Raw genomic sequence first — 20846 nt, 5'->3', positions numbered from 1 at the left:
CGACGTCAACCGTCAAAATATTTTATAATCGCGCCCATTTCCACCTCCGCGAGCGCGCAATGGACCCCATCCTGCTGTTCCACTCCCTGATCATGGGGCTGATTGAAGGCATCACCGAATTCCTGCCCATCTCCTCCACGGGCCACCTGATCCTCGCCGGCGATCTGCTGAACTTCCTCGACAAGGAAAAACGCGACGTCTACGAGATCTTCATCCAGTTGGGCGCGATGCTGGCCGTGATATGGGAGTACCGCCGCAAGATAGCATCCACCCTCGCCGGCGCGGGCCGGGCCGGCAAGGAGCGCAACCTTCTGCTGGGCATCAGCATCGCCTTCATCCCGGCGGCCATCCTCGGCAAGCTGTTTTCCGAAAGCATCAAGGCCGCGCTGTTCAACCCAGTATGCGTGGCGACAGCCTTCATCGTCGGCGGACTGATCATCCTGTGGGCGGAGAAGCGCCAGCACGCGGTGCGGGTGGAAACGGTGGATCAACTGAGCCTGAGGGACGCGCTGAAAGTGGGTCTGTGCCAGTGCCTGGCGCTGATTCCCGGCACCAGCCGCTCAGGCGCCACCATCATCGGCGGTCTGTTCTTCGGACTGTCGCGCAAGGCCGCCACCGAGTTCTCGTTCTTCCTCGGCATTCCCACGCTGGGAGCGGCCTCGCTCTACAGCCTGTACAAGCACCGCGCGGCGCTGAGCGCCGACGACATCGGCGTATTCGCCGTAGGCTTCATCGCCTCTTTCGTCTTCGCCTTCCTCGCCATCCGCGCGCTGCTGCGCTTCATCGCCAGCCACAGCTTCATCGCCTTCGCCTGGTACCGCATCGGTTTCGGACTGCTGGTGCTGGGCAGCTGGTGGAGCGGCTTGGTCGACTGGAGCGCGTGAGCCGGTCAAAAGCAGACGCTGGCGACCACGCCCTGGAAAGACAGGCAGTCGTCCACCCGCCGCCGCTGCACGCGGCCCAGTTCGTCCAGAGCGAAATAGCGGAACGCCGAATGCTCGTCGCTGAGCCGCAATGCGGCGTGGTCCGGCAGGCTGCAACGAAAGATGAAGGCCTGGGAGTTATAGGCGCGGTGGTAGTAGACGCCGCTCAGATACGCGACGGCCACATCGCAGCCCAATTCCTCGCGGCACTCGCGCGCGATGCACTCGTGTATGGTTTCGCCAGGCTCCAGCGCGCCGCCGGGCAGCCCCCAGTCCAGCGACCCATACGTGGCCTTCAGCAACAGCACCGCCCCGGCCGCGTCGGTGATCACCACATGGGCGCTAAGACGGAAACAGTCGTCAAACGCCACTGTCTTACTGCTTGGCAGTCTCGCGGCTGACCCGCTCGAAAAACTCGTAGATGCCGGTTTCGCTCATCCGTCGCGCGTCGGCCAATTCTCCGGCGCGAGTGGCGTAGATCACCTGGTTGTCCGGCGACAGCACCACCGCCGCCGGGATGCCCTTGGCTATCGGATGGCCATAGGCGGCGTCGATGTCCAGGTTATGATCGAAATTGCCGACATCCACTTTCACCACCTTGAAGGCGCGGGAGATCAATTCGGCGCTTTTGCCGCTTTTCAGCGCCGTATCCAGCGCGCGGCAATCCTCGCACCAGTTGGCTCCCAGGATCAGCAGCACCGGCAGATGGTTCTGCCTGGCCGCCTGCAGCGTCTGCCGCAGCTCGGCCTTGGCGTTGGCGTTTTCGTCGTAGGGCTTGGGCGCCGCCAGCGCGGCGGTGGACAGCAGCAGCGACAGCAAGATCAAAAATTTTCGCATGGGATGCACTCCAAAAAAATGATTATCAGGCCAGCCGCGGCTGGCACAGCACTTCGGACTTCACCGACAGGGCGATGAAGCATTCTTCATGGGCGGCATGGTGCAGCGCCTCGATTTCGGCCAGGCTGGGCGCGCGTTCGCCGCAAAACCGCGCCAGCGGCCGCAGCGTCACCCGGCTGATCCAGAACTTTCCGGCTTCGTTCCTGGCCATTTCGCCCTCGGCCAGGTCCTGATAGTAGTCGACCACCAGCCCCTGGCGCGCGGCCAGATCGAGAAACCACAGCATGTGGCAGCTGGACAGCGAGGCGATGAACGCCTCCTCCGGGTCCACCGCCGCCGGGTCGGAATACGGCGCGCGCACCACATTCGGCGACGAAGAGCCCGCCACCTCGGAGCCGCCGTCAAAACGCCACACATGGCGCCGGCTGTAGCGGCGGTCGAGAAAATCCTGCTCGCCGCGCCGCCATTCCACCTCCATCTGATGACCTGCCATCCGTCCTCGCTCCATTGTGTCGGCCAAGCAGCAAATCATACCATCGGCATGGAGCGAGGCGCATCCCGCGCGCCGGCAAGCTTCAACCCAAGTGGATGGCAACTCTCAATAGCACTGCGGCCGCAACGCAGCCAGGCCCCACACCTCGTCCTGCTCCCGCCGCCACCGCCTCAGCCCGGTCAAATCCAGCCGCGCCGGCAGCAGTTGCTCCCGCTCATCGGCCTGCGCCTGGATGCGTCCTGCCGCGTCGATCAGACAGCTGCCGCCGTCATGCAGCGGCGCCGGATAGTTGCACAAGGCGATGGCGCAGCGGTTTTCCAACGCCCGTCCGCGCAGCTGTTGCAGCCTGGCGTCGCCCAGCTCCGCGTCGCTGAGCATAGGGCAGGCATTCGGCACCAGGATCAGTTCGGCGCCCTGCTTCATCAACGTCCGGGCGGCTTCCGGAAACTCCCGGTCGAAACAGATCATCGCGCCGACGCGCACGGTCTGCCCCCGCAGCAGCAGATCGGCGCAGGGAAAACACCCGCCCGGCTGCAGCGCCGTCTCGGTGCCGCCGGTGAAGTTGCAGATATGGACCTTGTCGTAGTCAAAGGCTATGCCGCCATCGGCGCCGTGCAGCCGCAAGCGGTTGCGCAGTCGGCCATCGCAAACGGCCAGATAGGTGAAGCCCAACGCCAGACCATGGCGGCGCGCCAGCCGCGGCAATTGCGCCAGCACCGGATGGCTGTCGTCCCAGGCATGAGCGGCCGTCATTCTGGCGCTGTCGTAGGCTATGGGCCACAGCTCCGGCAGCAGCAACAGCTCAGCGCCCTGTCGCGCAGCCTGCGCGCACAGGCGCTCCAGCGCGGCCGGCAGCTGTCCGGCATCGCGCGGCGGACCGCATTGCGCCAGCGCCAATTGCAGGAACTGGCTCATGCCAGCGCGATCCGCACATAGATCGGCTGATAAGGCGCGTCCTGGCTCACCTTGACCAGGCCTTCTTTCACCAGCTCCAGCACGGCGATAAAGTTGACCACCAGATGGGCCACGCCCTTGGCGATGTCGAACAACTCCTCAAACGGCACATACTCGCGGCCGTCCAGATAACGCAGAATCCAGCTCATCTGTTCGCGCACCGACAGCTCGTCCTTTTCCACCTTGTGATGGCGGTGATGTTTGGCGCGCGACAGGATGGCCATCCAGGCCTGGCGCAGGTCGCCGGCGCTGACATCGGGCAGCCGCTGCTCGGCCGACTGCTCCACCAGCACCGCCAGCCAGGCGAAATCGCGGTCGGCCTGCGGAATCCTGTCCAGCTCCAGCGCCGCCAACTTCATCTGCTCGTACTCCAGCAAACGGCGCACCAGTTCGGCGCGCGGGTCATCCGGCTCGCCGTCCTCGTCCAATTGCGGTCGCGGCAGCAACAGCCGCGACTTGATCTCGATCAGCAGCGCCGCCATCAGTAAATATTCCGCCGCCAGTTCCAGCCGGCCCTGCTGCATCACGTCGATGTAGGACATGTACTGAACGGTGATGGCCGCCATTGGGATGTTGAGCACGTCGAGATTCTGCTTGCGGATCAGGTAGAGCAACAGGTCAAGTGGCCCTTCGAAGCTCTCCAGGATCACTTGCAGCGCATCGGGCGGAATGAACAGGTCCTGCGGCACCTCCAGCACCGGCTGGCCGAACACATGGGCAATCGGCACGCTGGGCGGCAGCTCGGGCGCGGTCAGCTGGAAATCGGCGAGGGAATCGGGACGTGGCGTATCTGGCGCGGCATTCATGCCGACAAGGATACCAGTTCGCCGCCGGCGCGGCGGTTGAACTTTTGCCGGCCGCGGCGCACAAACAGGCTTTTCCTCAGACAACGCCAGCGTGCCGCTACCCAAACCGCCTCTCCTGCCCAGTCTGCTGTTGATGCTGGGCCTGCTTGCCGGCTGCAATGCCGGCTCCGCGCCGTCAGCAACCGAAGCCTCCGCCGGCCCGCCACGCAAAACCGGAGCGGACAACCGCCACTTCTGGCGCAAACGGGAAATCGAAGAAGTCAGCCGGCGCATCATAGAGAAAGAGCTGGGCTACCAGGATCCGCTGCGCCTTGCCGCCGATGATGACAGCCTAGACGAGCGCCGTTACCGTTTCCGCCTGATGGGCGTCCAGCGCAAGCCGCTGGGCCTGGCAAGCGAAGACATCGCGTTCACCGTCCAGGCCGACCTCGCCAACGGCAGGATCATCAGCATCCATTGCCATCCCCGCAGCGCGGACAGCCAGGCATGCCATCCGCACCGGAGGAGGATCTGGTCATGATGAGGCGGCGGATCCCGCCGACTCCGCCGCCTCGACCAGCCTGACATCCATTAGCTGGCACAGACTGGTCTGCTGCAGCAGCCGTTGCGCCCGCACCAGCCATCCGCCGTCGTCTCCGCGCAGCGTGAACTGCCGCAGCGCCTGGTATTGCCTGCCCGCCAGCACCAACACCCCGCGCTGACGAAACTGGCGCTCGCCGTACAACAGCAAGCCCTTTTCCATCACGCCATCCGGATGGCTGGTCTGCGCCGCCGCCTCCACCGCCAGCGGCCGCTTGCCGACAAACTCGACACCGCACTCGGCCGGCTCCGCGCCGCCGGGCAGGCTGATCCAGCGCACCAGGCCCAACTGCCAGCCAAAGCCATGCCGCTTGAACATCACGATGGCTCCCGCCTGCACCGCCTGGCGGCCGAAATCGCCGCACAAACGCATGCCGGAAGCGCTGAGGTTCGCCAGCAGCAGCTGGGCCGGTTCGGCGTCATCCGGCGGCGAGCCGGCCCGCGCCAGACGCCAGCAGCATTCGAAACCCGCCAACAGCATCACGCGCTGGCCATTGCGTTGATTAAGCCGGTGATGCTTGCGTTGCGGCGGGCTGCGCCACTCCACCTCCAGCCGCGCCAGCATCTGCCACTCGGCGGCGGTCATTTGCCGCTGCCGACCGCGGGCGCGCTCCCGCAATCGATCCAGCACGGGAGAGGCATCCGCCAGCCACCCCAGGCCCCCGGCGTCCGCCTGGGCATCGGCAAACCGCCCGGGACTGTCGGCATCAGCCATCACCAACCAACAGGGAACCTCGTCCGGCCGGCGCGCCAGCGCCTCCAGCCGCAATGCCTGGCCATGCTCGCCGGTCCAGTCCAGCAGCAGGCGCTGGCGCAAGGGGTCCAAACGATTGCTGGAACTCATCCCCAACAGCAGCAAGCGCCGGTACCAGGCGCCCAGCGCCACCTGGTCTCCGCCCGGAGCACGGTGCTCCCAGCCGCGGCCCCTCACCTCGGCAAACAGCTGGTGGCAATCCAGCCAGAAGCCGGCAAACAAGGGGGCATAGCTCAGAGTGTGGACACGCAGCAGGTGCCAGCCACTGGACATGGCCAGCGCCAGCGCCTCCTGCTGCGGCTTGCTGTTGCCAAACAGGCCGAACGACTGCCCGCTGCCGGCCCGCGCCAGCAACTTGCAGTCCTCGTGCAGACGCCGCCACAGCCGGCGCAAGGCGGCGCCGTGGCAGCCTCCCGCCGCATCGCCGCGCCGCTGCAAAACGCAACAAGCGTCATTGAGGATGCGCAAGCCGGCCTGGCGATCGGCCAGGCTCATCGGACGGTCCTCCAACCTGATCAGCAGCGACAACAGTTTTTCCGCCTCCTCGGCGACATTCAGGCCGGACAGCAGTCTCAACTCGTCGATCAAAGCCTGCGGCGCCAGCGCTTGCCCGGCGCCGCCAGCGAAATCGTGGGAAACAGTCAGTTTCAACATGATGATCATGACAATCAGCTAGAATGGCGCATCTTAGCGCCTGATCATGTCGCTTGCGACCGCGCTTGATCGGCATTATTACCAAGCGCCGCCAATACATCGGCGCTGGCGCACACCCGGCAGTACTCGCCGTGCAAATTGGCCAGGCTCATCGCATGCGCCTCTTCCGCGCCGCGCGGCTTGCCCTGCCAATCGATCTTGTCGAAGGCGAAGCAGCCGTCCTAGGCCAGATGAACGGAGAAACCCTGATTGCCGGTCATCCGCACCGTCGCATAGACGGAGTTGCTGGTGCTGATGCCGGCCACTACAAACTCCAGCCACCCGCGTTCGCACGATCTCGGCGCCCTGTGCCCTGGCGCGCTCCTAATCCGCGTACGGGTCCGCCACGTGAATCAACAAGGCCTGCGCCAGCCCGGGCAGGCCGCCCGCGCCGCCCCATTGCCGCTCCGGCTGGGGGCTGGACACCATGATCACCGCGTTGCCCAGGCTCAGTTCCGAATGATGCACCCGGCCATCCTCGATCACCGCAAAGCGGCGCTCGAAACCGAACGCCCGCTCCAGCCATTCCATCGCCGCCACCGCATCGTCGTAGCACAGGGATGGATACACGCCGGGCAGCACTCTCGTCTCGCTTATCTCATCTTCCTTGGATCAGTACCGGGAAGTCTTACCTGTAGGACAATGGCAATAAAAAACCGCCCTGCGAAAGGGCGGCTTGCTCCACACATGAAACGCCTGGCTGTCAGGCTGACAGCTCCAGCATCAGCTTGTTGATGCGCTTGACGAAGGAGGCCGGGTCTTCCAGCTTGCCGCCCTCGGCCAGCAGCGCCTGGTCGTACAGCACCTGGGCCAAGTCGGCGGCGCGGGCCTCGTCGGTTTCGCCGGCCAGCTTTTTCACCAGCACATGTTCCGGGTTGATTTCCAGCGTCGGCTTGCTGCCTTCAATCTTCTGGCCGGCGGCCTTCAGCATGCGCTCCAGGTGGGCGCTCATGTCGTGCTCGCCCGCCACCAGGCAGGCCGGGCTCTCTGTCAGGCGGGCGGTGGCGCGCACTTCCTTCACCTGTTCGCCGAGCGCCTTCTGCACTTTTTCCACCACCGGCTTGGACGCCTCTTCAACCTGCTTCTGCGCTTCCTTGTCGGCTTCGTCTTCCAGCGCGCCCAGATCCAGCGCGCCCTTGGCGACCGATTGCAGCGCCTTGCCGTCGAACTCGAACAGCGAGCCGGTCACCCACTCGTCGACACGGTCGACCAGCAGCAGCACTTCCACGCCCTTCTTCTTGAACACTTCCAGGTGCGGGCTGTTCTTGGCGGCGGCCAGGGTGTCGGCGGTGATGTAGTAGATCTTGTCCTGGCCTTCCTTCATCCGGCCGATATAGTCGGCCAGCGCTACGGTCGGCTCGGTGCCTTCAGCCGCGGTGGAGGTGAAGCGCAGCAGCTTGGCGATGCGTTCCTTGTTGGTGTGGTCTTCACCTACGCCTTCCTTAAGCACTTGGCCGAATTCCTTCCAGAACGCGGCATACTTTTCCGGCTGGTTGGCGGACAGGTCTTCCAGCAGGCTCAGCACCTTCTTCACGCAGCCGGCGCGGATGGCGTCGATATCCTTGCTTTCTTGCAGAATTTCGCGCGACACGTTCAGCGGCAGGTCGTTGCTGTCGATCACCCCGCGCACAAAGCGCAGGTAGTGCGGCATCAGCTTCTCGGTGTCTTCCATGATGAAGACCCGGCGCACGTACAGCTTGACGCCCTGCTTGCGCTCGCGGTCGTACATATCGAACGGCGCGCGCGACGGGATGTACAGCAGTTCGGTGTACTCCTGGCGGCCTTCGACGCGGGCATGGCTCCAGGCCAGCGGCTCGGTGAAATCGTGGGCGACGTGCTTGTAGAACTCGTGGTACTGCTCGTCGCTGATGTCGCTCTTGCTGCGCGTCCACAGCGCGGATGCCGAATTGACGGCTTCCATATCGTCGCTGACGATCACTTCGCCGTTCTCGCCGTAGCTATTGCCCTTCTTCATCTCGATAGGGATGGAGATGTGGTCGGAATACTTGCGGACGATGCCTTTCAGCTTCCAGTCGTTCAGCAGCTCGTCTTCGCCTTCCTTCAGATGCAGCACGATCTCGGTGCCGCGCTCCGCCCGCTCCACCTGCTCCAGCGTGTACTCGCCTTCGCCATGAGATTCCCAGCGGGTGGCGGCGGCTTCGCCGGCGCGGCGGGAAGTCAGCGTCACCTTGTCGGCGACGATGAAGGCGGAGTAGAAGCCCACGCCGAACTGGCCGATCAGGTTGGCGTCTTTCTTCTCGTCGCCGGACAGCTGTTCGAAGAAAGCCTTGGTGCCGGATTTGGCGATGGTGCCGATATTGGCCACCACCTCGTCGCGGCTCATGCCTATGCCGTTGTCGGCGATGGTGATCGTGCGGGCGTCCTTGTCAAAGCCGATGCGTATCTTCAGTTCCGCGTCGTTCTCGAACAGCTCCGGCTTGGCCAGGCCCTCGAAACGCAGCTTGTCGGCGGCGTCGGAGGCATTGGAGATCAATTCACGCAGGAAGATTTCCTTGTTGGAATACAAGGAGTGGATCATCAACTTGAGCAGTTGTTTGACTTCGGTCTGAAAACCCAGGGTTTCTTTCTGTGCACTCATGGTCGGCAATGAAAAGAGGTTGGCAATGACGGACAAGTGGTGGCTGGCCGAACATTTTCAAGTGCCGAAATGCAAAAAGCCCTGCAATGATGCAGGGCTTTGCCGGGTCCGGACCGATCAGGATTCGGCCTTGCCCTCTTCCACCGATGCGGCTACCGCCTCGATGGGCGCCTCGACGGCGTCGACTGCGGCATCCGCGGCCGGAACGGTCTTGGGCTGCATCTGCAGCTCCGCCGCGCGCTTCTCCTCGGCGCTGACTTCGCCTTGCGGCTTGCCGCTGAGGTCGAAGCGCTTGCCGCCGCGAGCCAGCGACTTCAGATAGCGCGGCTTGCGGCAGTGGTTGGCCACGACGCGCGAGATCAGCGCCGGCTCGAACTGCGACAAGGCCGCGATCAGACTCTCGTGAATGCCCAGAGCCAGCGGTCGGAACTGGCGAAACACGTCGAACTTGCTGTAAATGTGATCCGCGATCATCTCGGTCTGCTTTTTCTTGGACAAGCTTTGAACAGCAGACTTGAGAGCAGCACCGAGTGCTGTTTCAGTATTTGGCTTCATGAACTTCTATCTAGATCCATTGATGCAAAGACAGCGAATGCTGCCCAATCAAGAGGCGTGATGCAACCGGCCACTTGTCCAGTTAGACGACAGGCGTCGCTTGAATGTCATTTTAATACAGCGAGATTGGCGCCGCCATCTGCCTTGCCGACAGAAAACACACCACGCCCTCAACCTATTGATGGTGCCCCGGGCCGGAATCGAACCGGCACAGCCGAAGCCGAGGGATTTTAAGTCCCTTGTGTCTACCAATTTCACCACCGGGGCCAACAGAGCGGGCAATTGTAGCCCAGGGGGCCCATGCTGACAATGCATTTTAAATAATGCAAGTCTCTGACAAATCAGAAGAACTGCGTATAGCCAGGGCGGATTCGGCGAGCCAATGAGTGCCTGTTAAGGCCCCCGCCGCTGACTGCTATATTCCGCAGACGACAAGCGCTTGATTTTAAAGCACCAGCCAACAGCGGAAAGTGCAGCACTTTAGCGACAAAGCAAAACGCTGTCAACGACAGCCCCATCGTCCAGGCCGGGTGCCGACCAATGCCTTAGACATAAAATCACCTTATTAATAGGAAATAATATAGGCAGACCGGATAAATGAGTTCATCCACTGGCTTTATCGCCACATAACGACGTTTTATCGATAAGCAGTCAGTCATCCGTTAAATTCAAAATGCCACAACTCATGTCAATCAGATAAAAAGCAACCACCTCAGCGGCCGGTTAAGGTAAATGAACCGCTCTCTAAAAGATACCCTTTCCCTCTTCTCCATAGCGCATATACCTAGGAAAACATCTCAAAACGTAAAATAAAATTCTATCGAATCCATATCTTACAAAAGAAACCTGATGAGAATCCGCAAGCATCCCAGCCAATACCATGAGCATAGAAAACCGACTCAACGCCATACCCTCACGATCACCCCTTGATTTGTCCATCCGCATGCCGTAGATGCACATGCCTATCGCACCGGCACGCCATGCCCATCATGCATTTTGATCGACAATCAAACAAAAAAAATCACCAGCGCCGCTTTTGTAAAGAATTATCCATAGCTTGCTTGAGGCCATGCAAAAACCGGGATTGCATACAGAACTACCCAGCTCCAAATACCAGCTTGCTTCGTAGCAAGGTGACACCTAGGTATCGCCCAGAGGCCAGAGCAAAAGAGGTGTGCGCGAAGCGGCCACCAGGCCGCCACCGCGGCAATCCGAAGATGCAAGCCGGCAGCTACTGCCGCCGTTTGTCCATTTGATCAGCCATCCGCCCGCTGCTTGTCGATAAAACTGGCCAACCGGTCAATCCATCGGACGCGCTTTAACAGCTACACCTAGCTAAAGACCCTGCAAACCAGCCGCCCCATCTTCCACAGGCGGACTACGCGACATCCTCTCCATCACTAACCAGGGAACATGACGATGAGCCTCTACGCCGAACTGGTAAAGAAAGCCGCCGACCAGTACCGCACCCAGCTGGATGCCATCTACGCGCAACAGAAAACCATACAGCGGGCCGACCATATCGCCGGCCAACTGTTCAAGGCCGGCCTGAAGGCCTGCGCGCAGGCCGACGGCGACTACAGGCCTTATATCCTGCTGCAGCTCACCGACGAGTTGCAGCCATTGAAAAAAACCGTACTGCTATATATTTGCAATGTGCTGGAGTGCGCAGTGGAGCCACCGGCGCCCCCGACAGCGGACAACCATTACCAGTTATTGCCAAGCGAAAATGAGCCGGGACAGCCTCGATTGCTGCTGGTAGTGGAGGCCGCGTAAATGCTTCAGCAGCCCGACACGGCGAGGCTAGCGATCAAGAGCGTATGCAAACGCCGGTCGCGCCTCCCCGCAACGACGCCAACCGGCCCAAGCAGTGAACCACTGAAATGAAAACAAACCCATCTCGCCGGCTAAGCCCATGCGGCAAGGATGGCATGGCAACCGGCATAGATCTCGAAATTCCCGTGTTGGGCTTATCCAGCGATTAGAGGCGAAAAATGGCGGGAAAAGTATAGATTTGCAATTATCGCAAGCTGTTGAAAAAAATAGCAAAAAGCCCGTAAATCCTTGGATTTACGGGCTTTTATCTGGAGGCGGGGGTCGGAATCGAACCGGCGTAGACGGATTTGCAATCCGTACCATTTTGTTTAAAAACAATAAATTAAAAGCAAAACCACTCTAAAAACCACCCCGCCTTAATTGTGTTCCCTATTCGAGACAGTCGCCATTGCCGCTGCTGCATGCATAGCGCGCATGAAAGCGCATGAGGCCCGGCACCCCACCAGCGGGCGAGAGCGCCGCGCCTGGAGCGTTTGCGGGCCGTTCATGCGCATGCATGATTTCCCACACATGAAGCGCGGGGGCGAGGCGGGGCTTCGATTGCGCGCGCTGGGTGCTGGCAACCCTTCCTGCCCGGTTTGCCAGGGGGATACATAAGCCTTTTCACATATAATGCGCCCTTTGCCTGCCACTTCCATGAAGCGAATCATCCGCCTCGGCGACCCGACCGACCACGGTGGGAACGTCGTCAGCGCCAGCAGCACAACAACCATGTTTGGCAAAGCCGTCGCGCTGGTTGGCGACTCCGTCAGTTGCCCGAAGCAAGGCCACGTCAACTGCACCATCGTAGAAGGCGACCCATCATGGACAATAGGCGGCAAAGGTGTCGCCCTGGAGGGCCATAAAGTCAGCTGCGGCGCGACCCTCATCAGCACCATGGGCGAGGTGGGCCGAAATTATGAGAGCAGCGGATCGGCGTCAACAGGAGCTTCCACCGCTGGGGCTGCGGCTGCGGCCGCCGCTACCGCTCTTGCTGCGGCGGCGACCACTGTCGCAGCCTTTGACGAACAAATCCGTTTCTTCACGGCTGATCGCAATGCCCTGGCCGATACCCGTTACAAACTGACGCTTGAAGACGGAAGTACCGTCGAAGGGACAACCGACTCAGCCGGCAAGACAGAGCGGATCGCGACCGACAAAGCCACTGCCATTACCTGCGCCGAGTTCTACCCGGACACCGTCTACAGCTGCGCCTGCCAGATTGAACACATGTGCGAGACTGGAGGCCGCGGACCCGCGCCGGCTCTAAAAGCTGACCTCAGCGGCATCAAAACAAACCCGCAGGCTATTGGTTCATCTACGGTAAATCACACGCTGCCCAAGGCAACGGACACGCGGGGCATGACGCCAGGCGAGATTGCGATGGCGCGGACCGTCTTCAAGAACTCGCTGGATTACAGCAAGGTCAAAATCCACCGAGGCGGCCTATTCGGCCAGCCAAACCGCTCGGGAAACGCCATGACGCCGAGAGGTGAGATCCATTTTCCTGACAGCGATTACAAGGAAGATTTTTCAACACTCAGCCCCGAAATGAAAATCTGGTTCATCCACGAGATGACTCACGTCTGGCAGTATCAGCTAGGCTATAACGTGGTTTTCGGCGGGATGAAAATTGGCTTGAAAGGTGGTTACGGCCAGGGGGCGCCTGCCTATCGCTACAACTTGAAAGGCGAAGACAAGGGCAAGATCATGTCTCAGTTCAACATGGAGCAGCAGGGCGATCTAATCGCACACTATTTCGCTGCTACGCAGCTGCAACTTGATCAATACATTGCGGAACTGTCAGGGCTTGAAATGGCACTTTCTGCTTTCCTTAAAACCCCGAAAGACCCAAGTCTTCTACCAACTACTACAGACTTTGAAACGAAGCCATGAAGATCATTTTCCTAGCTGCTGGACTATCACTGTCGGCCCACTCCTGGGCCATGTCCAGGCTGTACGACTATGATGCAGCAGCAGTTCTGAAAAACGGCCAGCCCTGCTTCTACCTGACACATCAAGTTGAAGAAATTACGCCAGGCTATTTGCAGGGTCAGGGGGTTCGTGCTGCGGTCTACGCAATGCTTCCCAATAAAGATTCGGAAATGTGGAGCATGTGGATGAAAAACAAACCAGCCACCGCGCCCACCTCCCCCGCATCTTGCATGATGTACGGTACACGATCACCAGACAAGAATCATAAGTTGGCCGCCCCATTGCGACACGACGAAGCTTACAGCTTTGCGCTAATGGGAGAATATGGCCGAAACATGGTCTACTTCTGCATCAAGAAGGATGCTCAGGGAAAAGACTATCTATCCAAGTCTGGTCCGCAGGGAAACTGTTCCACGGACCCTTTATGATTTTCAGGACGCGAGCGCATCAATGCTCCCTATAACTCCATACAAAAGCCCCGCATCGCGGGGCTTAGTTTTGGATCCTCTGTTCGCTCACGCCTGGGAGGTCAAAACATGCGGTTCAAACTGGACAACTTTCTACTGAGCCGATCCACTGCCCATGTTGCCAAAACAGGTGCGTCTACTCGCCCCCATCTGGGTCGCTAGCGCGGCCTCTTGCACGCTGACGAAGTCCAGCATTGATATGCTGGGCCAAGATACACCTTGCATCGCTCATGGATACGGGCGCAGTGCCAATCGTAGAGATCACTGCGCGCCACACTCCATTCACAATCCTACCCACAGGCAATGATTTGGCACTGCCTTGGAAAGGTGGGTCAAATAGGAACATCAACCCAGGCACGGTGGGCAGCTCAAACAGAACTGGCTCACGTCCCTGAATCAACTTGATTTCAGCAGGTTCAAGCAGCAGTTCTACTTGCCAATCGCCTGGCTCAGAACTCGGTAACTTTGATATTTCCAACCACATATAGTGCCGACCTTCCTGTAGAAGTAAGACTTTTCCACCGAAATATCGATCAGCGCGAGTTGCATCTGCCTGCTCTGTTTAAGAGTCAAAAACAGAGAAAGGCAACGCAACGCCTCCAAACCCAGCGCTCTGGTGTCAGGCCATTGCAACAGAAAAATAATCGACTCTATAGTGACATCATCGACCATGGCTGGCTCCTTGTCTCCTCTTTGTTTCTTAGTAGCACCACTTAGCATCGACCGCTTGAAATATCTGCCTAAATTTTATAACTTTCCGTACAGGCACCAGCCTGGTGTAACATGAGGAAAGGTATCAAATGCAAATTATGTTTGAAGGTGGGCTATTTAAAGCTGATGGATACCAAAGTTTCCTAAGCCAGCAAGGCCCAACAGAACTTTATACTTTAACTAAAGAGAATCTCTCATTTTCCTTAGAAATTACACGATCTGCCTCAAACCCGATCACCGACAAGAAAGGTCAAGTCCTTATCCAATCCGCCCCCTCCGGCCTACTAGTTAAAATATTTGAAGTCAACCCAACATCAGAAAATAGTAAACATGTTTTAAGAGGAAGCATTTTTATGGGCCATCCCATGGGACATCTCGATATCGCGGACTATGCCTCGGATGTACTGCGCCATGACGAGTAACACCGTTATAGACAAACTAAAGCCCCGCCGTTGCGGGGCTTCATCTTTGACATGCAACACGCTCACGTCTGCATAGCCAGCGCATACGGTCCAAACTGGATCACCTTCTCCCCTGCCCACTCGTTGACCTCCTCCAGCCGCATCATTAGCGGCTTGATTTCGTTTTCATAAAACACGCTGGCCGCCTTGTTGGCGTCGCCGAAGCCGCCGGTATTGCTGGGGATGACGCCCATCAGCTGCGGCGGCACCCGGTGCGCCGCCAGCACGTCGTCACGGGTGATGTTCTTGATGTTCAAGAACTCGTCCTTGGCCGCCACCTCCGCCAGCGGAATGATCTGTATCCCGTCCTTCTTGCCGTTGGGCGCGTACATGAACACGTTCCGGAAATTGCCCGGTCCCTTGCTGTCCTTCAGCGCCTTGCGCATCGCATCGACGTCCTCCTCTTTTTGCGCGGGGTCCGTCATGTACATGATGAAGCCGGCGTGACTGCCATTCAGGTAATACTTGCGGCGGAACAGCGTGGCCGACTCGTTCAGCCAAGCCGATTGCAGCGCGGCCAGATATTCCGGCAGGCCGTACACCTCCTGATTGATATCCGGCTCCAGCAGGTGGAACACCTCGCCCAGCGCCTGCTCTTGATCGTAGCCCGGCACCCACCAGAAGCCGGCCAGGTCCTTGGCGCGCCGCACGTACTTGGCCAGCGCCGGCTTCAGCTCCAGCACCCCGCCCAGGCGGTGGCGCCGCTTTTCCAGATAGCCGTTGCCGAACACCAAGAAGTCCATCACCAGGCTGGCGAACGCCGCCCGGCTCAGCAGCGGATGGGGCTGGAAGGTGCTGACCAGCACATTGCGCTTCACCGCCAAGGCGCTGGCATGGTGGACATTGGCCCGCAGGCTGCGCGCCAGGCCGTCCCAGGCGATGGGCGGCTCATACCACTTGCCGGCGTCGGTGCATTGCAAGTAATCCATGATCTCGCGCCGGTCCAGCATCGGCACCGGCTCGCCGAAGCTGAACGCCTGCATGCTGCCGGCCTCCGCCGGCGCGGCGGCCATCGTGGTGGATCGGACGGCGGGTTTCTTGTGGCGTCGGGACATTAGCAGAACTCCATGAAGCTGGAGTTAGCCGCGGTGGCCCCCTCCAGCGGTTCGTTGAATAGGGCGTGCATGGTTGCCCACGCCAGATCGGCGTGGCTGGTTTCTTCGGAACGGCCGGCAGCGAAGGTGATGGCGCGGCCGCTGGCGGTGGTGGTTTTCTTGATCGCCAGGAAGCTGGCGGCAATGTCGTTGTGGCTGGCGTCGAACTGGAGCCGGCCATTGTGGATCACGTCCAGCGCCTTCAGCACCAGGCGGGTTTTCACCTCCGGGCTGTACTGGAACCCCACCGCGTCCGGGCGGAACTGCTTCACCAGCTGGAACACCCCGGTCCCTAGGCCGGTTGTGTCGATGCCGATGTACGCGACGTTGAAGCGCTGGCACTGCTGACGGATGAAATCCGCCTGGCCGGCAAAGTCCATGCCCTTGAACTGCGAGCGCTCCAGCACGCGGAACGGGCCGCCCGGCGCGGCCGGCGGCGCCAGCACCACCAGCGCGGCGCTGTCGCCGGTATGGCTCGGGTCATAGCCCAGCCAGACCGGACGGTTGCCGAATGGCCGCGCGGCGAACGGCTTGTAGTCGTCCCACTCGTCCCAGGCATCCACCATGCAGCGTTGCAGCGCCGCGAACGAGAACACGCTGGCGCCGTCGTCGATGAACTGGCACATGAACAGCTGCAAGAACTCTTCCGGGCTGTACTCCAGCCGCAGTTGGTCCACATCGAACAGATCGCAGCCGCCGGCCAGCGCATCCAAGATGGTGACGATCTGGCGCCAGCGGCCATCCGGCCCGCGCCCGCCGCCGGCCAGAGCCTGATGCGAGACATCGAGCCGGATGTGTTCGGCCTTGGGCCGGCCCTTGTTGAACGCCTCGCCGGTCCAGACCCGGTATGCCTCGTGCGACATGGCCGAAGGCGTGGAGAAGTAGGTCTGGCGATATTGCTTCTGCGAGGCCATCGCGCTGGCCAGCTTGCGCAACTCCAGAAAGCGCGGAATCCAGAAGTATTCATCGACATACAGATCGCCATGGCGGCCCTGGGCGGTGCGGCTGTTGGTCCCCAGGAAGCTGAGTTCCGCGCCGTTGCCAAGCTTGATTACCTCGCCCTTCAGCTCAACGCCGGCCACCTCTTTGACGAAGTCCACGATGTAGCTGCGGAACTGGAACGCCTGGGCCTTGGACGCGGATAGGAAAATCTGATTGCGGCCGGTCTCCAGCGCGGTAATCAGCGCCTCATGCGCAAAGTAATAGGTGGCGCCGATCTGGCGGGATTTCAGAATGTCGCGGATGCGCTCGGTTTGGCCGGCGCGATACCAGTTCTTCTGGTAGCCGTACATCCGGTCCATGAACGCCGCCACCAGCTGGGCTTGCATCTCCTCGCTGATCGCGTTTTTTTCGGGCGGCTTCTTCGGCCCGGCATTGCGCGCGGCGATGTTCGGGTTCAAATCGGTTTCGCGCCCAGTCTGCTGATACTTGCCCACCCGCGCCAGCCGCTCCACCTGGCGGCCGAGCAGATCGATTTCCTTGAAGTCCTTTCCCTCTTTGTCCTCTTTCAGGATCAGCTGCTGCATCCGCGTTTCGATGGTGGAAGCGATGCGGTCGGCCGGGTCGGAATCGTCCCAGGCGTCGCGCCGTTTCCAGCTATGCACCGTCGCCGGCTTCACGCCCACATGCTCGGCAATGCGCGCAATGCGCCAGCCCTGCCAGTAGAGCGCGCGCGCCACTCGGCGCGGGTCCATATCGTCGGGAATCGGGAGTTTTGAGTTCATGCCGGGCAGTGTGCCGCGCGCCGGCCAGCCTTTCGCCGCCTGCCGGTTGTGCCGGTTCGCCACACAACAGCCACCGATGGCGGGCCGCCCGCGAGGGCCGGATTATGGGCGCATCGCCACCACCGACACCCTCGTAAGGACACCCGACACATGGCAAGAGCAAAGAAATTCCGCGTCGCCACCGAAGGCGCCACCACCGACGGCCGCAACATCGAACGCAGCTGGCTGGAACAGATCGCCGCCAACTACAACCCAGCCACCTACGGCGCCCGCGTCAACATGGAACACATCAAGGCCTACACCACGGATAGCCCGTTCAAGCGCTATGGCGACGTGCTGGAAGTCTCCACCGAAGAAGTAGACGGCAAGCTGGCGCTATTCGCCGTGATTGATCCCACCGACGAACTGGTGGCGATGAATAAGGCCCGGCAGAAGGTGTACTGCTCCATCGAAGTGAACCCCAACTTTGCCGACTCTGGCGAAGCGTATCTGGTGGGCCTTGCCGTCACCGACGACCCAGCCAGCCTGGGCTGCGAGATGCTGCAATTCTGCGCCAACGCCAAAGCCAGCCCGCTGGCGCGCTACAAGCAGCAGCCGGCAAACCTGTTCACCGAGGCGATGGAATTCACGCTGGAGCTGGAAGAAGAGAGCAAGCCCAGCCTCAACCTGTTCGCCAGGGTCAAGGAACTGCTGGCCGGCAAGGGCAAGACCGACGCCGCCCAATTCGCCGACATCGGCCAGGCGGTAGAGACCGTTGCCGCGTCTCAACGCGACCTGCTGGACAAGTTCGCCACCCTCAGCGCCGACCACGCCGCACTGGTGCAGAAACTCAGCCAACAGCCCAGCACCCAGCCGCGCACCACCGCCACCGGCGGCGGCGCCGAAGTCGTCACCGACTGCTAAGCCCCCCAACACTACACCGGAGCCAAAATGAAGAACGCAACCCGCAACGCCTTTGACCAGCTGCTGGACCAGATCGCCAAGCTGAACAACGTCAGTACCCAAGCGGTCACCAAAAATTTCGCGGTTGCCCCGTCCGTCCAGCAGAAGCTGGAAAACCGCATCCAAGAAACCAGCGAGTTCCTGACCCGCATCAACATCATCGGCGTGGACGAGCAGGAAGGCGAAAAGCTGGGCCTGGGCCTGATGGGCACCGTGGCCGGCCGCACCAAGGTGACGCCGACCAACCCGCGCCGCCCGCGCAACCTGACCGACCTGAACAGCCAGCGCTACCGCTGCGAGCAAACCGAGTTCGACACCGCCATCCCGTATGCGCAAATCGACATGTGGGCCAAGTTCCCGGACTTCCAGACACGCATCCGCGACCTGATCGTCAAGCAGCAAGGCTTGGACCGCATGATGATCGGTTTCAACGGCGTCGCCGCTGCGCCGCAGACTGACCGCGACAAATTCCCGCTGCTGCAGGACGTCAACAAGGGCTGGCTGCAGCAGTACCGCGACAACGCCAAGGCGCGCGTCATGGCCAGCGGCCACAAGAAAGACGGCAAGGTGCTGGTGGGCCATGGCGGCGACTACGCCAACCTCGACGCGCTGGTGATGGACGCCGTGGCCAGCCTGATCGACCCGACCCTGCAAGGCCACCCCGACTTGGTGGTGATCCTGGGCCGCGACCTGCTGCATGACAAGTATTTCCCCATCGTCAATCAAGACCAAAAACCGACCGAGCAACTGGCCGCCGACATCGTCATCAGCCAGAAACGCATCGGCAATCTGCCGGCCGTTACCGTGCCCTTCTTCCCCGCCAGCACCATGCTGATTACCACGCTGGCCAATCTGTCGATCTACTTCCAGAACGGCAGCCGCCGCCGCCATCTGCGCGAAGAGCCGGACTTCAATCAGGTGGCCAACTACGAGAGCAGCAACGACGCCTACGTAGTGGAGCGCTACGAGGCCGGCTGCGTGATTGAAAACATCGAGCAGCTGCCGCCCCCGCCGCCGCAAGCAAAGGACGAGGCCGCCAAATGACCAGCCCCGCCCGCGCCCACTTCCTGCGCGTGACGGCGGCCGAGGCTTCGGCTTCGGCCGCCGGCGGGCTGGAACACTGCACCGGCTATGAGCTGATGCTGCACAAGCTGGCCGAGGACCGCCGCCGCCTGAAACAGGTGCAGTCGATGGAACGCAAAGCCGAGGTCAAGCGCGAGATCCTGCCCGACTACCTGCCGTGGGTGGAGGGCGCGCTGTCCGGCGGCAAGGGCCAGCCCGATGAAGTGCTGGTGACGGTGATGCTGTGGCGCATCGACGCCGGCGACTACGGCGGCGCGCTGGATATCGCCGAGTACGTGCTGGCGCACGGCCTGCCGCTGCCCGACCGGTTCAATCGCACCACCGCCACCACCATCGCCGAGGAAATCGCCGACGCCGCCAAGCGCGCCCGCGTTGGCGGCGAGCCTTTTGATTGCCAGGTGCTGACCTACACCGCCGAGCTGACCGACGGCCACGACATGCCCGACCAGGTGCGCGCCAAGTTGCACAAGGAAAGCGGCCTGGCCATCGAGGCCGCCGACCCGGCCGCGGCGCTGGAACATCTACGCCGCGCCCAGCAGCTGGACGGCAACGCCGGCGTCAAAAAAGACATCGAGCGCGTCATCCGCACCCTGAAGAACACTGTCCCGCCGCCCGATGGCGGCGAGGCATAACCGAGCGACCCCGCGCGACTGACGGCAGGGGGTGGACGCCAGGCATTGCGCCGACAGCCGAAGCCCCCTCCACCGTCACCCAGCCCAGGACACACCATGATCATCAACAGCACTGCCCCGGCCACCGCTGCGCCCATCGCCAACGATGGCCAGCCGATCAAGGCCGCTTACTTCTGGCCGGAGATCGACCCGGCCCACGCCCGCGCCGCCATGCGGCTGGACGGCACCGTCACCGCGCCGCGGCTGCGCCATGCGCTGGTGGAGGCCGTCGCCGGCGTCAATCAAGAGCTGAGCGGCTGGCGGCAAATCCGCACCGCCGCCGGCGCCAGCCAGCTAGCCGAGGTGGCGGCCGAACAGATCGACGGCGAGTCGGTGCTTGTGCAGCGCTGGCGCCGCGCGGTCTACGCCACCACCGCCGCCGAGCTGGCCGAGCGCTACCGCAGCTTTGACACCACCGGCGCCGGCCGCCAGCGCGCCGACGATCTGGACAGCACCGCCGACGACCTGCGCGCCGATGCCCGCGCCGCCATTCGCGCCATTTTGGCGGTGGGCCGCGCCACGGTGGAACTGATCTGATGCGCGCCATCCACGCCGACCAGGGCGACACCGTGGACGCCATCGCCTGGCGCGCCTACGGCACAACCCGCGGCGTAGTGGAGCGGATTCTCAGCGCCAACCCCGGACTGGCCGACCTGGGCGCGGTGCTGCCCATGGGAACGCTGGTGCAGCTGCCCGACTTGCCGGCCGACCCCGCGCCGGCGCAAACCCTCATCAACCTATGGGACTGAA

The 20846-nt window shown here is 61.5% G+C and carries 23 protein-coding genes and 2 tRNA genes; 11 read left to right on the top strand and 14 right to left on the bottom strand.

Annotation, left to right across the window (positions count from 1 at the left end):
- The first annotated feature begins 59 nt into the window (after positions 1 to 59).
- Positions 60 to 884, top strand: a complete 825-nt coding sequence (locus tag BI344_RS10585; RefSeq protein ID WP_071112883.1) for an undecaprenyl-diphosphate phosphatase — start codon at positions 60 to 62, stop codon at positions 882 to 884.
- A gap of 5 nt (positions 885 to 889) precedes the next feature.
- Here the strand turns inward: BI344_RS10585 and BI344_RS10580 are convergent, their stop codons facing one another.
- From BI344_RS10580 to BI344_RS10560, 5 genes are all read right to left on the bottom strand, one after another.
- Positions 890 to 1294, bottom strand: coding sequence for an NUDIX domain-containing protein (locus tag BI344_RS10580; protein ID WP_071112882.1), 405 nt, complete (start codon positions 1292 to 1294; stop codon positions 890 to 892).
- 4 nt (positions 1295 to 1298) lie between these two features.
- Positions 1299 to 1760 (bottom strand): thioredoxin family protein, encoded by a 462-nt coding sequence (locus BI344_RS10575; protein WP_071112881.1) that lies wholly within the window; start codon positions 1758 to 1760, stop codon positions 1299 to 1301.
- Positions 1761 to 1785: 25 nt separating this feature from the next.
- On the bottom strand, positions 1786 to 2253 hold the full coding sequence (locus BI344_RS10570; RefSeq protein ID WP_071112880.1) for an OsmC family protein: 468 nt from the start codon (positions 2251 to 2253) through the stop codon (positions 1786 to 1788).
- A 105-nt stretch (positions 2254 to 2358) separates the two neighbouring features.
- Positions 2359 to 3168, bottom strand: a complete 810-nt coding sequence (locus BI344_RS10565; RefSeq protein ID WP_071112879.1) for a carbon-nitrogen hydrolase family protein — start codon at positions 3166 to 3168, stop codon at positions 2359 to 2361.
- Positions 3165 to 4013 carry a segregation and condensation protein A gene (locus BI344_RS10560; RefSeq protein ID WP_083338848.1) on the bottom strand — a complete coding sequence of 283 codons (849 nt, stop codon included), beginning with the start codon at positions 4011 to 4013 and terminating at the stop codon, positions 3165 to 3167. The genes BI344_RS10565 and BI344_RS10560 overlap by 4 nt, the downstream gene beginning before the upstream one ends.
- A 91-nt stretch (positions 4014 to 4104) precedes the next feature.
- Here BI344_RS10560 and BI344_RS10555 point away from each other — a divergent pair, with 91 nt between their 5' ends.
- Positions 4105 to 4533 (top strand): hypothetical protein, encoded by a 429-nt coding sequence (locus tag BI344_RS10555; RefSeq protein ID WP_139166953.1) that lies wholly within the window; start codon positions 4105 to 4107, stop codon positions 4531 to 4533.
- On the opposite strand, the gene BI344_RS10550 is transcribed toward BI344_RS10555, so the two are convergent.
- The 5 genes from BI344_RS10550 to BI344_RS10530 all read right to left on the bottom strand — a co-directional run bounded on the left by BI344_RS10550 (position 4528) and on the right by BI344_RS10530 (position 9460).
- Positions 4528 to 6009 carry a hypothetical protein gene (locus BI344_RS10550; RefSeq protein WP_071112877.1) on the bottom strand — a complete coding sequence of 494 codons (1482 nt, stop codon included), beginning with the start codon at positions 6007 to 6009 and terminating at the stop codon, positions 4528 to 4530. The genes BI344_RS10555 and BI344_RS10550 overlap by 6 nt on opposite strands.
- A 354-nt stretch (positions 6010 to 6363) precedes the next feature.
- The gene (locus BI344_RS10545) at positions 6364 to 6621 is read right to left on the bottom strand and encodes a VOC family protein (protein ID WP_071112876.1); all 258 of its coding nucleotides are present in this window, start codon (positions 6619 to 6621) and stop codon (positions 6364 to 6366) included.
- Between the two features lie 121 nt (positions 6622 to 6742).
- Positions 6743 to 8638, bottom strand: coding sequence for a molecular chaperone HtpG (htpG, locus tag BI344_RS10540; protein WP_071112977.1), 1896 nt, complete (start codon positions 8636 to 8638; stop codon positions 6743 to 6745).
- 117 nt (positions 8639 to 8755) lie between these two features.
- Positions 8756 to 9193, bottom strand: coding sequence for a ProQ/FINO family protein (locus tag BI344_RS10535; RefSeq protein WP_071112875.1), 438 nt, complete (start codon positions 9191 to 9193; stop codon positions 8756 to 8758).
- A 182-nt stretch (positions 9194 to 9375) separates the two neighbouring features.
- Positions 9376 to 9460, bottom strand: a tRNA-Leu gene (locus tag BI344_RS10530).
- Between the two features lie 1152 nt (positions 9461 to 10612).
- On the opposite strand from BI344_RS10530, the gene BI344_RS10525 reads away from it, so the two are divergent.
- Entirely contained in the window at positions 10613 to 10969 is a 357-nt protein-coding gene (locus BI344_RS10525; RefSeq protein ID WP_071112874.1) for a hypothetical protein, read from the top strand.
- A 309-nt stretch (positions 10970 to 11278) separates the two neighbouring features.
- On the opposite strand, the gene BI344_RS24360 is transcribed toward BI344_RS10525, so the two are convergent.
- Positions 11279 to 11385, bottom strand: a tRNA-Ser gene (locus BI344_RS24360).
- Between the two features lie 280 nt (positions 11386 to 11665).
- Between BI344_RS24360 and BI344_RS22855 the strand changes: the two genes are divergently transcribed.
- The gene (locus BI344_RS22855) at positions 11666 to 12904 is read left to right on the top strand and encodes a PAAR domain-containing protein (RefSeq protein ID WP_083370161.1); all 1239 of its coding nucleotides are present in this window, start codon (positions 11666 to 11668) and stop codon (positions 12902 to 12904) included.
- Positions 12901 to 13371 carry a hypothetical protein gene (locus BI344_RS10515; protein ID WP_071112873.1) on the top strand — a complete coding sequence of 157 codons (471 nt, stop codon included), beginning with the start codon at positions 12901 to 12903 and terminating at the stop codon, positions 13369 to 13371. Before BI344_RS22855 ends, BI344_RS10515 begins: the two co-directional genes overlap by 4 nt.
- Before the next feature lie 468 nt (positions 13372 to 13839).
- Here BI344_RS10515 and BI344_RS10510 read toward each other — a convergent pair whose 3' ends face one another.
- Positions 13840 to 14082, bottom strand: coding sequence for a hypothetical protein (locus BI344_RS10510; RefSeq protein WP_071112872.1), 243 nt, complete (start codon positions 14080 to 14082; stop codon positions 13840 to 13842).
- Between the two features lie 128 nt (positions 14083 to 14210).
- On the opposite strand from BI344_RS10510, the gene BI344_RS23845 reads away from it, so the two are divergent.
- Positions 14211 to 14543, top strand: a complete 333-nt coding sequence (locus BI344_RS23845; protein ID WP_139166951.1) for a hypothetical protein — start codon at positions 14211 to 14213, stop codon at positions 14541 to 14543.
- Between the two features lie 62 nt (positions 14544 to 14605).
- Here the strand turns inward: BI344_RS23845 and BI344_RS10505 are convergent, their stop codons facing one another.
- Both BI344_RS10505 and BI344_RS10500 read right to left on the bottom strand, forming a co-directional pair.
- The gene (locus BI344_RS10505) at positions 14606 to 15637 is read right to left on the bottom strand and encodes a phage portal protein (protein ID WP_071112871.1); all 1032 of its coding nucleotides are present in this window, start codon (positions 15635 to 15637) and stop codon (positions 14606 to 14608) included.
- A complete protein-coding gene (locus tag BI344_RS10500; RefSeq protein WP_071112976.1) occupies positions 15637 to 17400 on the bottom strand; it encodes a terminase ATPase subunit family protein in 1764 nt (587 codons plus the stop codon). The genes BI344_RS10505 and BI344_RS10500 overlap by 1 nt, the downstream gene beginning before the upstream one ends.
- Positions 17401 to 17550: 150 nt before the next feature.
- Between BI344_RS10500 and BI344_RS10495 the strand changes: the two genes are divergently transcribed.
- From BI344_RS10495 to BI344_RS10475, 5 genes are all read left to right on the top strand, one after another.
- Positions 17551 to 18303 carry a GPO family capsid scaffolding protein gene (locus BI344_RS10495; RefSeq protein WP_071112870.1) on the top strand — a complete coding sequence of 251 codons (753 nt, stop codon included), beginning with the start codon at positions 17551 to 17553 and terminating at the stop codon, positions 18301 to 18303.
- A 27-nt stretch (positions 18304 to 18330) separates the two neighbouring features.
- Entirely contained in the window at positions 18331 to 19386 is a 1056-nt protein-coding gene (locus tag BI344_RS10490) for a phage major capsid protein, P2 family (protein WP_071112869.1), read from the top strand.
- The gene (locus BI344_RS10485) at positions 19383 to 20057 is read left to right on the top strand and encodes a phage terminase small subunit (protein WP_071112868.1); all 675 of its coding nucleotides are present in this window, start codon (positions 19383 to 19385) and stop codon (positions 20055 to 20057) included. Before BI344_RS10490 ends, BI344_RS10485 begins: the two co-directional genes overlap by 4 nt.
- A gap of 96 nt (positions 20058 to 20153) precedes the next feature.
- A complete protein-coding gene (locus tag BI344_RS10480; protein WP_071112867.1) occupies positions 20154 to 20633 on the top strand; it encodes a head completion/stabilization protein in 480 nt (159 codons plus the stop codon).
- Positions 20633 to 20845, top strand: coding sequence for a tail protein X (locus BI344_RS10475; protein WP_071112866.1), 213 nt, complete (start codon positions 20633 to 20635; stop codon positions 20843 to 20845). The genes BI344_RS10480 and BI344_RS10475 overlap by 1 nt, the downstream gene beginning before the upstream one ends.
- The last annotated feature ends 1 nt before the right edge of the window (position 20846 follow it).

Source organism: Chromobacterium sphagni (assembly GCF_001855555.1).
Classification (GTDB): Bacteria; Pseudomonadota; Gammaproteobacteria; order Burkholderiales; family Chromobacteriaceae; genus Chromobacterium; species Chromobacterium sphagni.
This window is presented reverse-complemented; position numbering and strand designations above follow the sequence as displayed.

Excerpts from the sequence above, each read along its gene's own strand:
- BI344_RS10585 (WP_071112883.1), top strand. The coding sequence starts at position 60 with ATGGACCCCATCCTGCTGTTCCACTCCCTGATCATGGGGCTGATTGAA.
- BI344_RS10575 (WP_071112881.1), bottom strand. The coding sequence starts at position 1,760 with ATGCGAAAATTTTTGATCTTGCTGTCGCTGCTGCTGTCCACCGCCGCG.
- BI344_RS10570 (WP_071112880.1), bottom strand. The coding sequence starts at position 2,253 with ATGGCAGGTCATCAGATGGAGGTGGAATGGCGGCGCGGCGAGCAGGAT.
- BI344_RS10565 (WP_071112879.1), bottom strand. The coding sequence starts at position 3,168 with ATGAGCCAGTTCCTGCAATTGGCGCTGGCGCAATGCGGTCCGCCGCGC.
- BI344_RS10560 (WP_083338848.1), bottom strand. The coding sequence starts at position 4,013 with ATGAATGCCGCGCCAGATACGCCACGTCCCGATTCCCTCGCCGATTTC.
- BI344_RS10550 (WP_071112877.1), bottom strand. The coding sequence starts at position 6,009 with ATGATCATCATGTTGAAACTGACTGTTTCCCACGATTTCGCTGGCGGC.
- htpG (WP_071112977.1), bottom strand. The coding sequence starts at position 8,638 with ATGAGTGCACAGAAAGAAACCCTGGGTTTTCAGACCGAAGTCAAACAA.
- BI344_RS10535 (WP_071112875.1), bottom strand. The coding sequence starts at position 9,193 with ATGAAGCCAAATACTGAAACAGCACTCGGTGCTGCTCTCAAGTCTGCT.
- BI344_RS10525 (WP_071112874.1), top strand. The coding sequence starts at position 10,613 with ATGAGCCTCTACGCCGAACTGGTAAAGAAAGCCGCCGACCAGTACCGC.
- BI344_RS22855 (WP_083370161.1), top strand. The coding sequence starts at position 11,666 with ATGAAGCGAATCATCCGCCTCGGCGACCCGACCGACCACGGTGGGAAC.
- BI344_RS10515 (WP_071112873.1), top strand. The coding sequence starts at position 12,901 with ATGAAGATCATTTTCCTAGCTGCTGGACTATCACTGTCGGCCCACTCC.
- BI344_RS10510 (WP_071112872.1), bottom strand. The coding sequence starts at position 14,082 with ATGGTCGATGATGTCACTATAGAGTCGATTATTTTTCTGTTGCAATGG.
- BI344_RS23845 (WP_139166951.1), top strand. The coding sequence starts at position 14,211 with ATGCAAATTATGTTTGAAGGTGGGCTATTTAAAGCTGATGGATACCAA.
- BI344_RS10505 (WP_071112871.1), bottom strand. The coding sequence starts at position 15,637 with ATGTCCCGACGCCACAAGAAACCCGCCGTCCGATCCACCACGATGGCC.
- BI344_RS10500 (WP_071112976.1), bottom strand. The coding sequence starts at position 17,400 with ATGAACTCAAAACTCCCGATTCCCGACGATATGGACCCGCGCCGAGTG.
- BI344_RS10495 (WP_071112870.1), top strand. The coding sequence starts at position 17,551 with ATGGCAAGAGCAAAGAAATTCCGCGTCGCCACCGAAGGCGCCACCACC.
- BI344_RS10490 (WP_071112869.1), top strand. The coding sequence starts at position 18,331 with ATGAAGAACGCAACCCGCAACGCCTTTGACCAGCTGCTGGACCAGATC.
- BI344_RS10485 (WP_071112868.1), top strand. The coding sequence starts at position 19,383 with ATGACCAGCCCCGCCCGCGCCCACTTCCTGCGCGTGACGGCGGCCGAG.
- BI344_RS10480 (WP_071112867.1), top strand. The coding sequence starts at position 20,154 with ATGATCATCAACAGCACTGCCCCGGCCACCGCTGCGCCCATCGCCAAC.
- BI344_RS10475 (WP_071112866.1), top strand. The coding sequence starts at position 20,633 with ATGCGCGCCATCCACGCCGACCAGGGCGACACCGTGGACGCCATCGCC.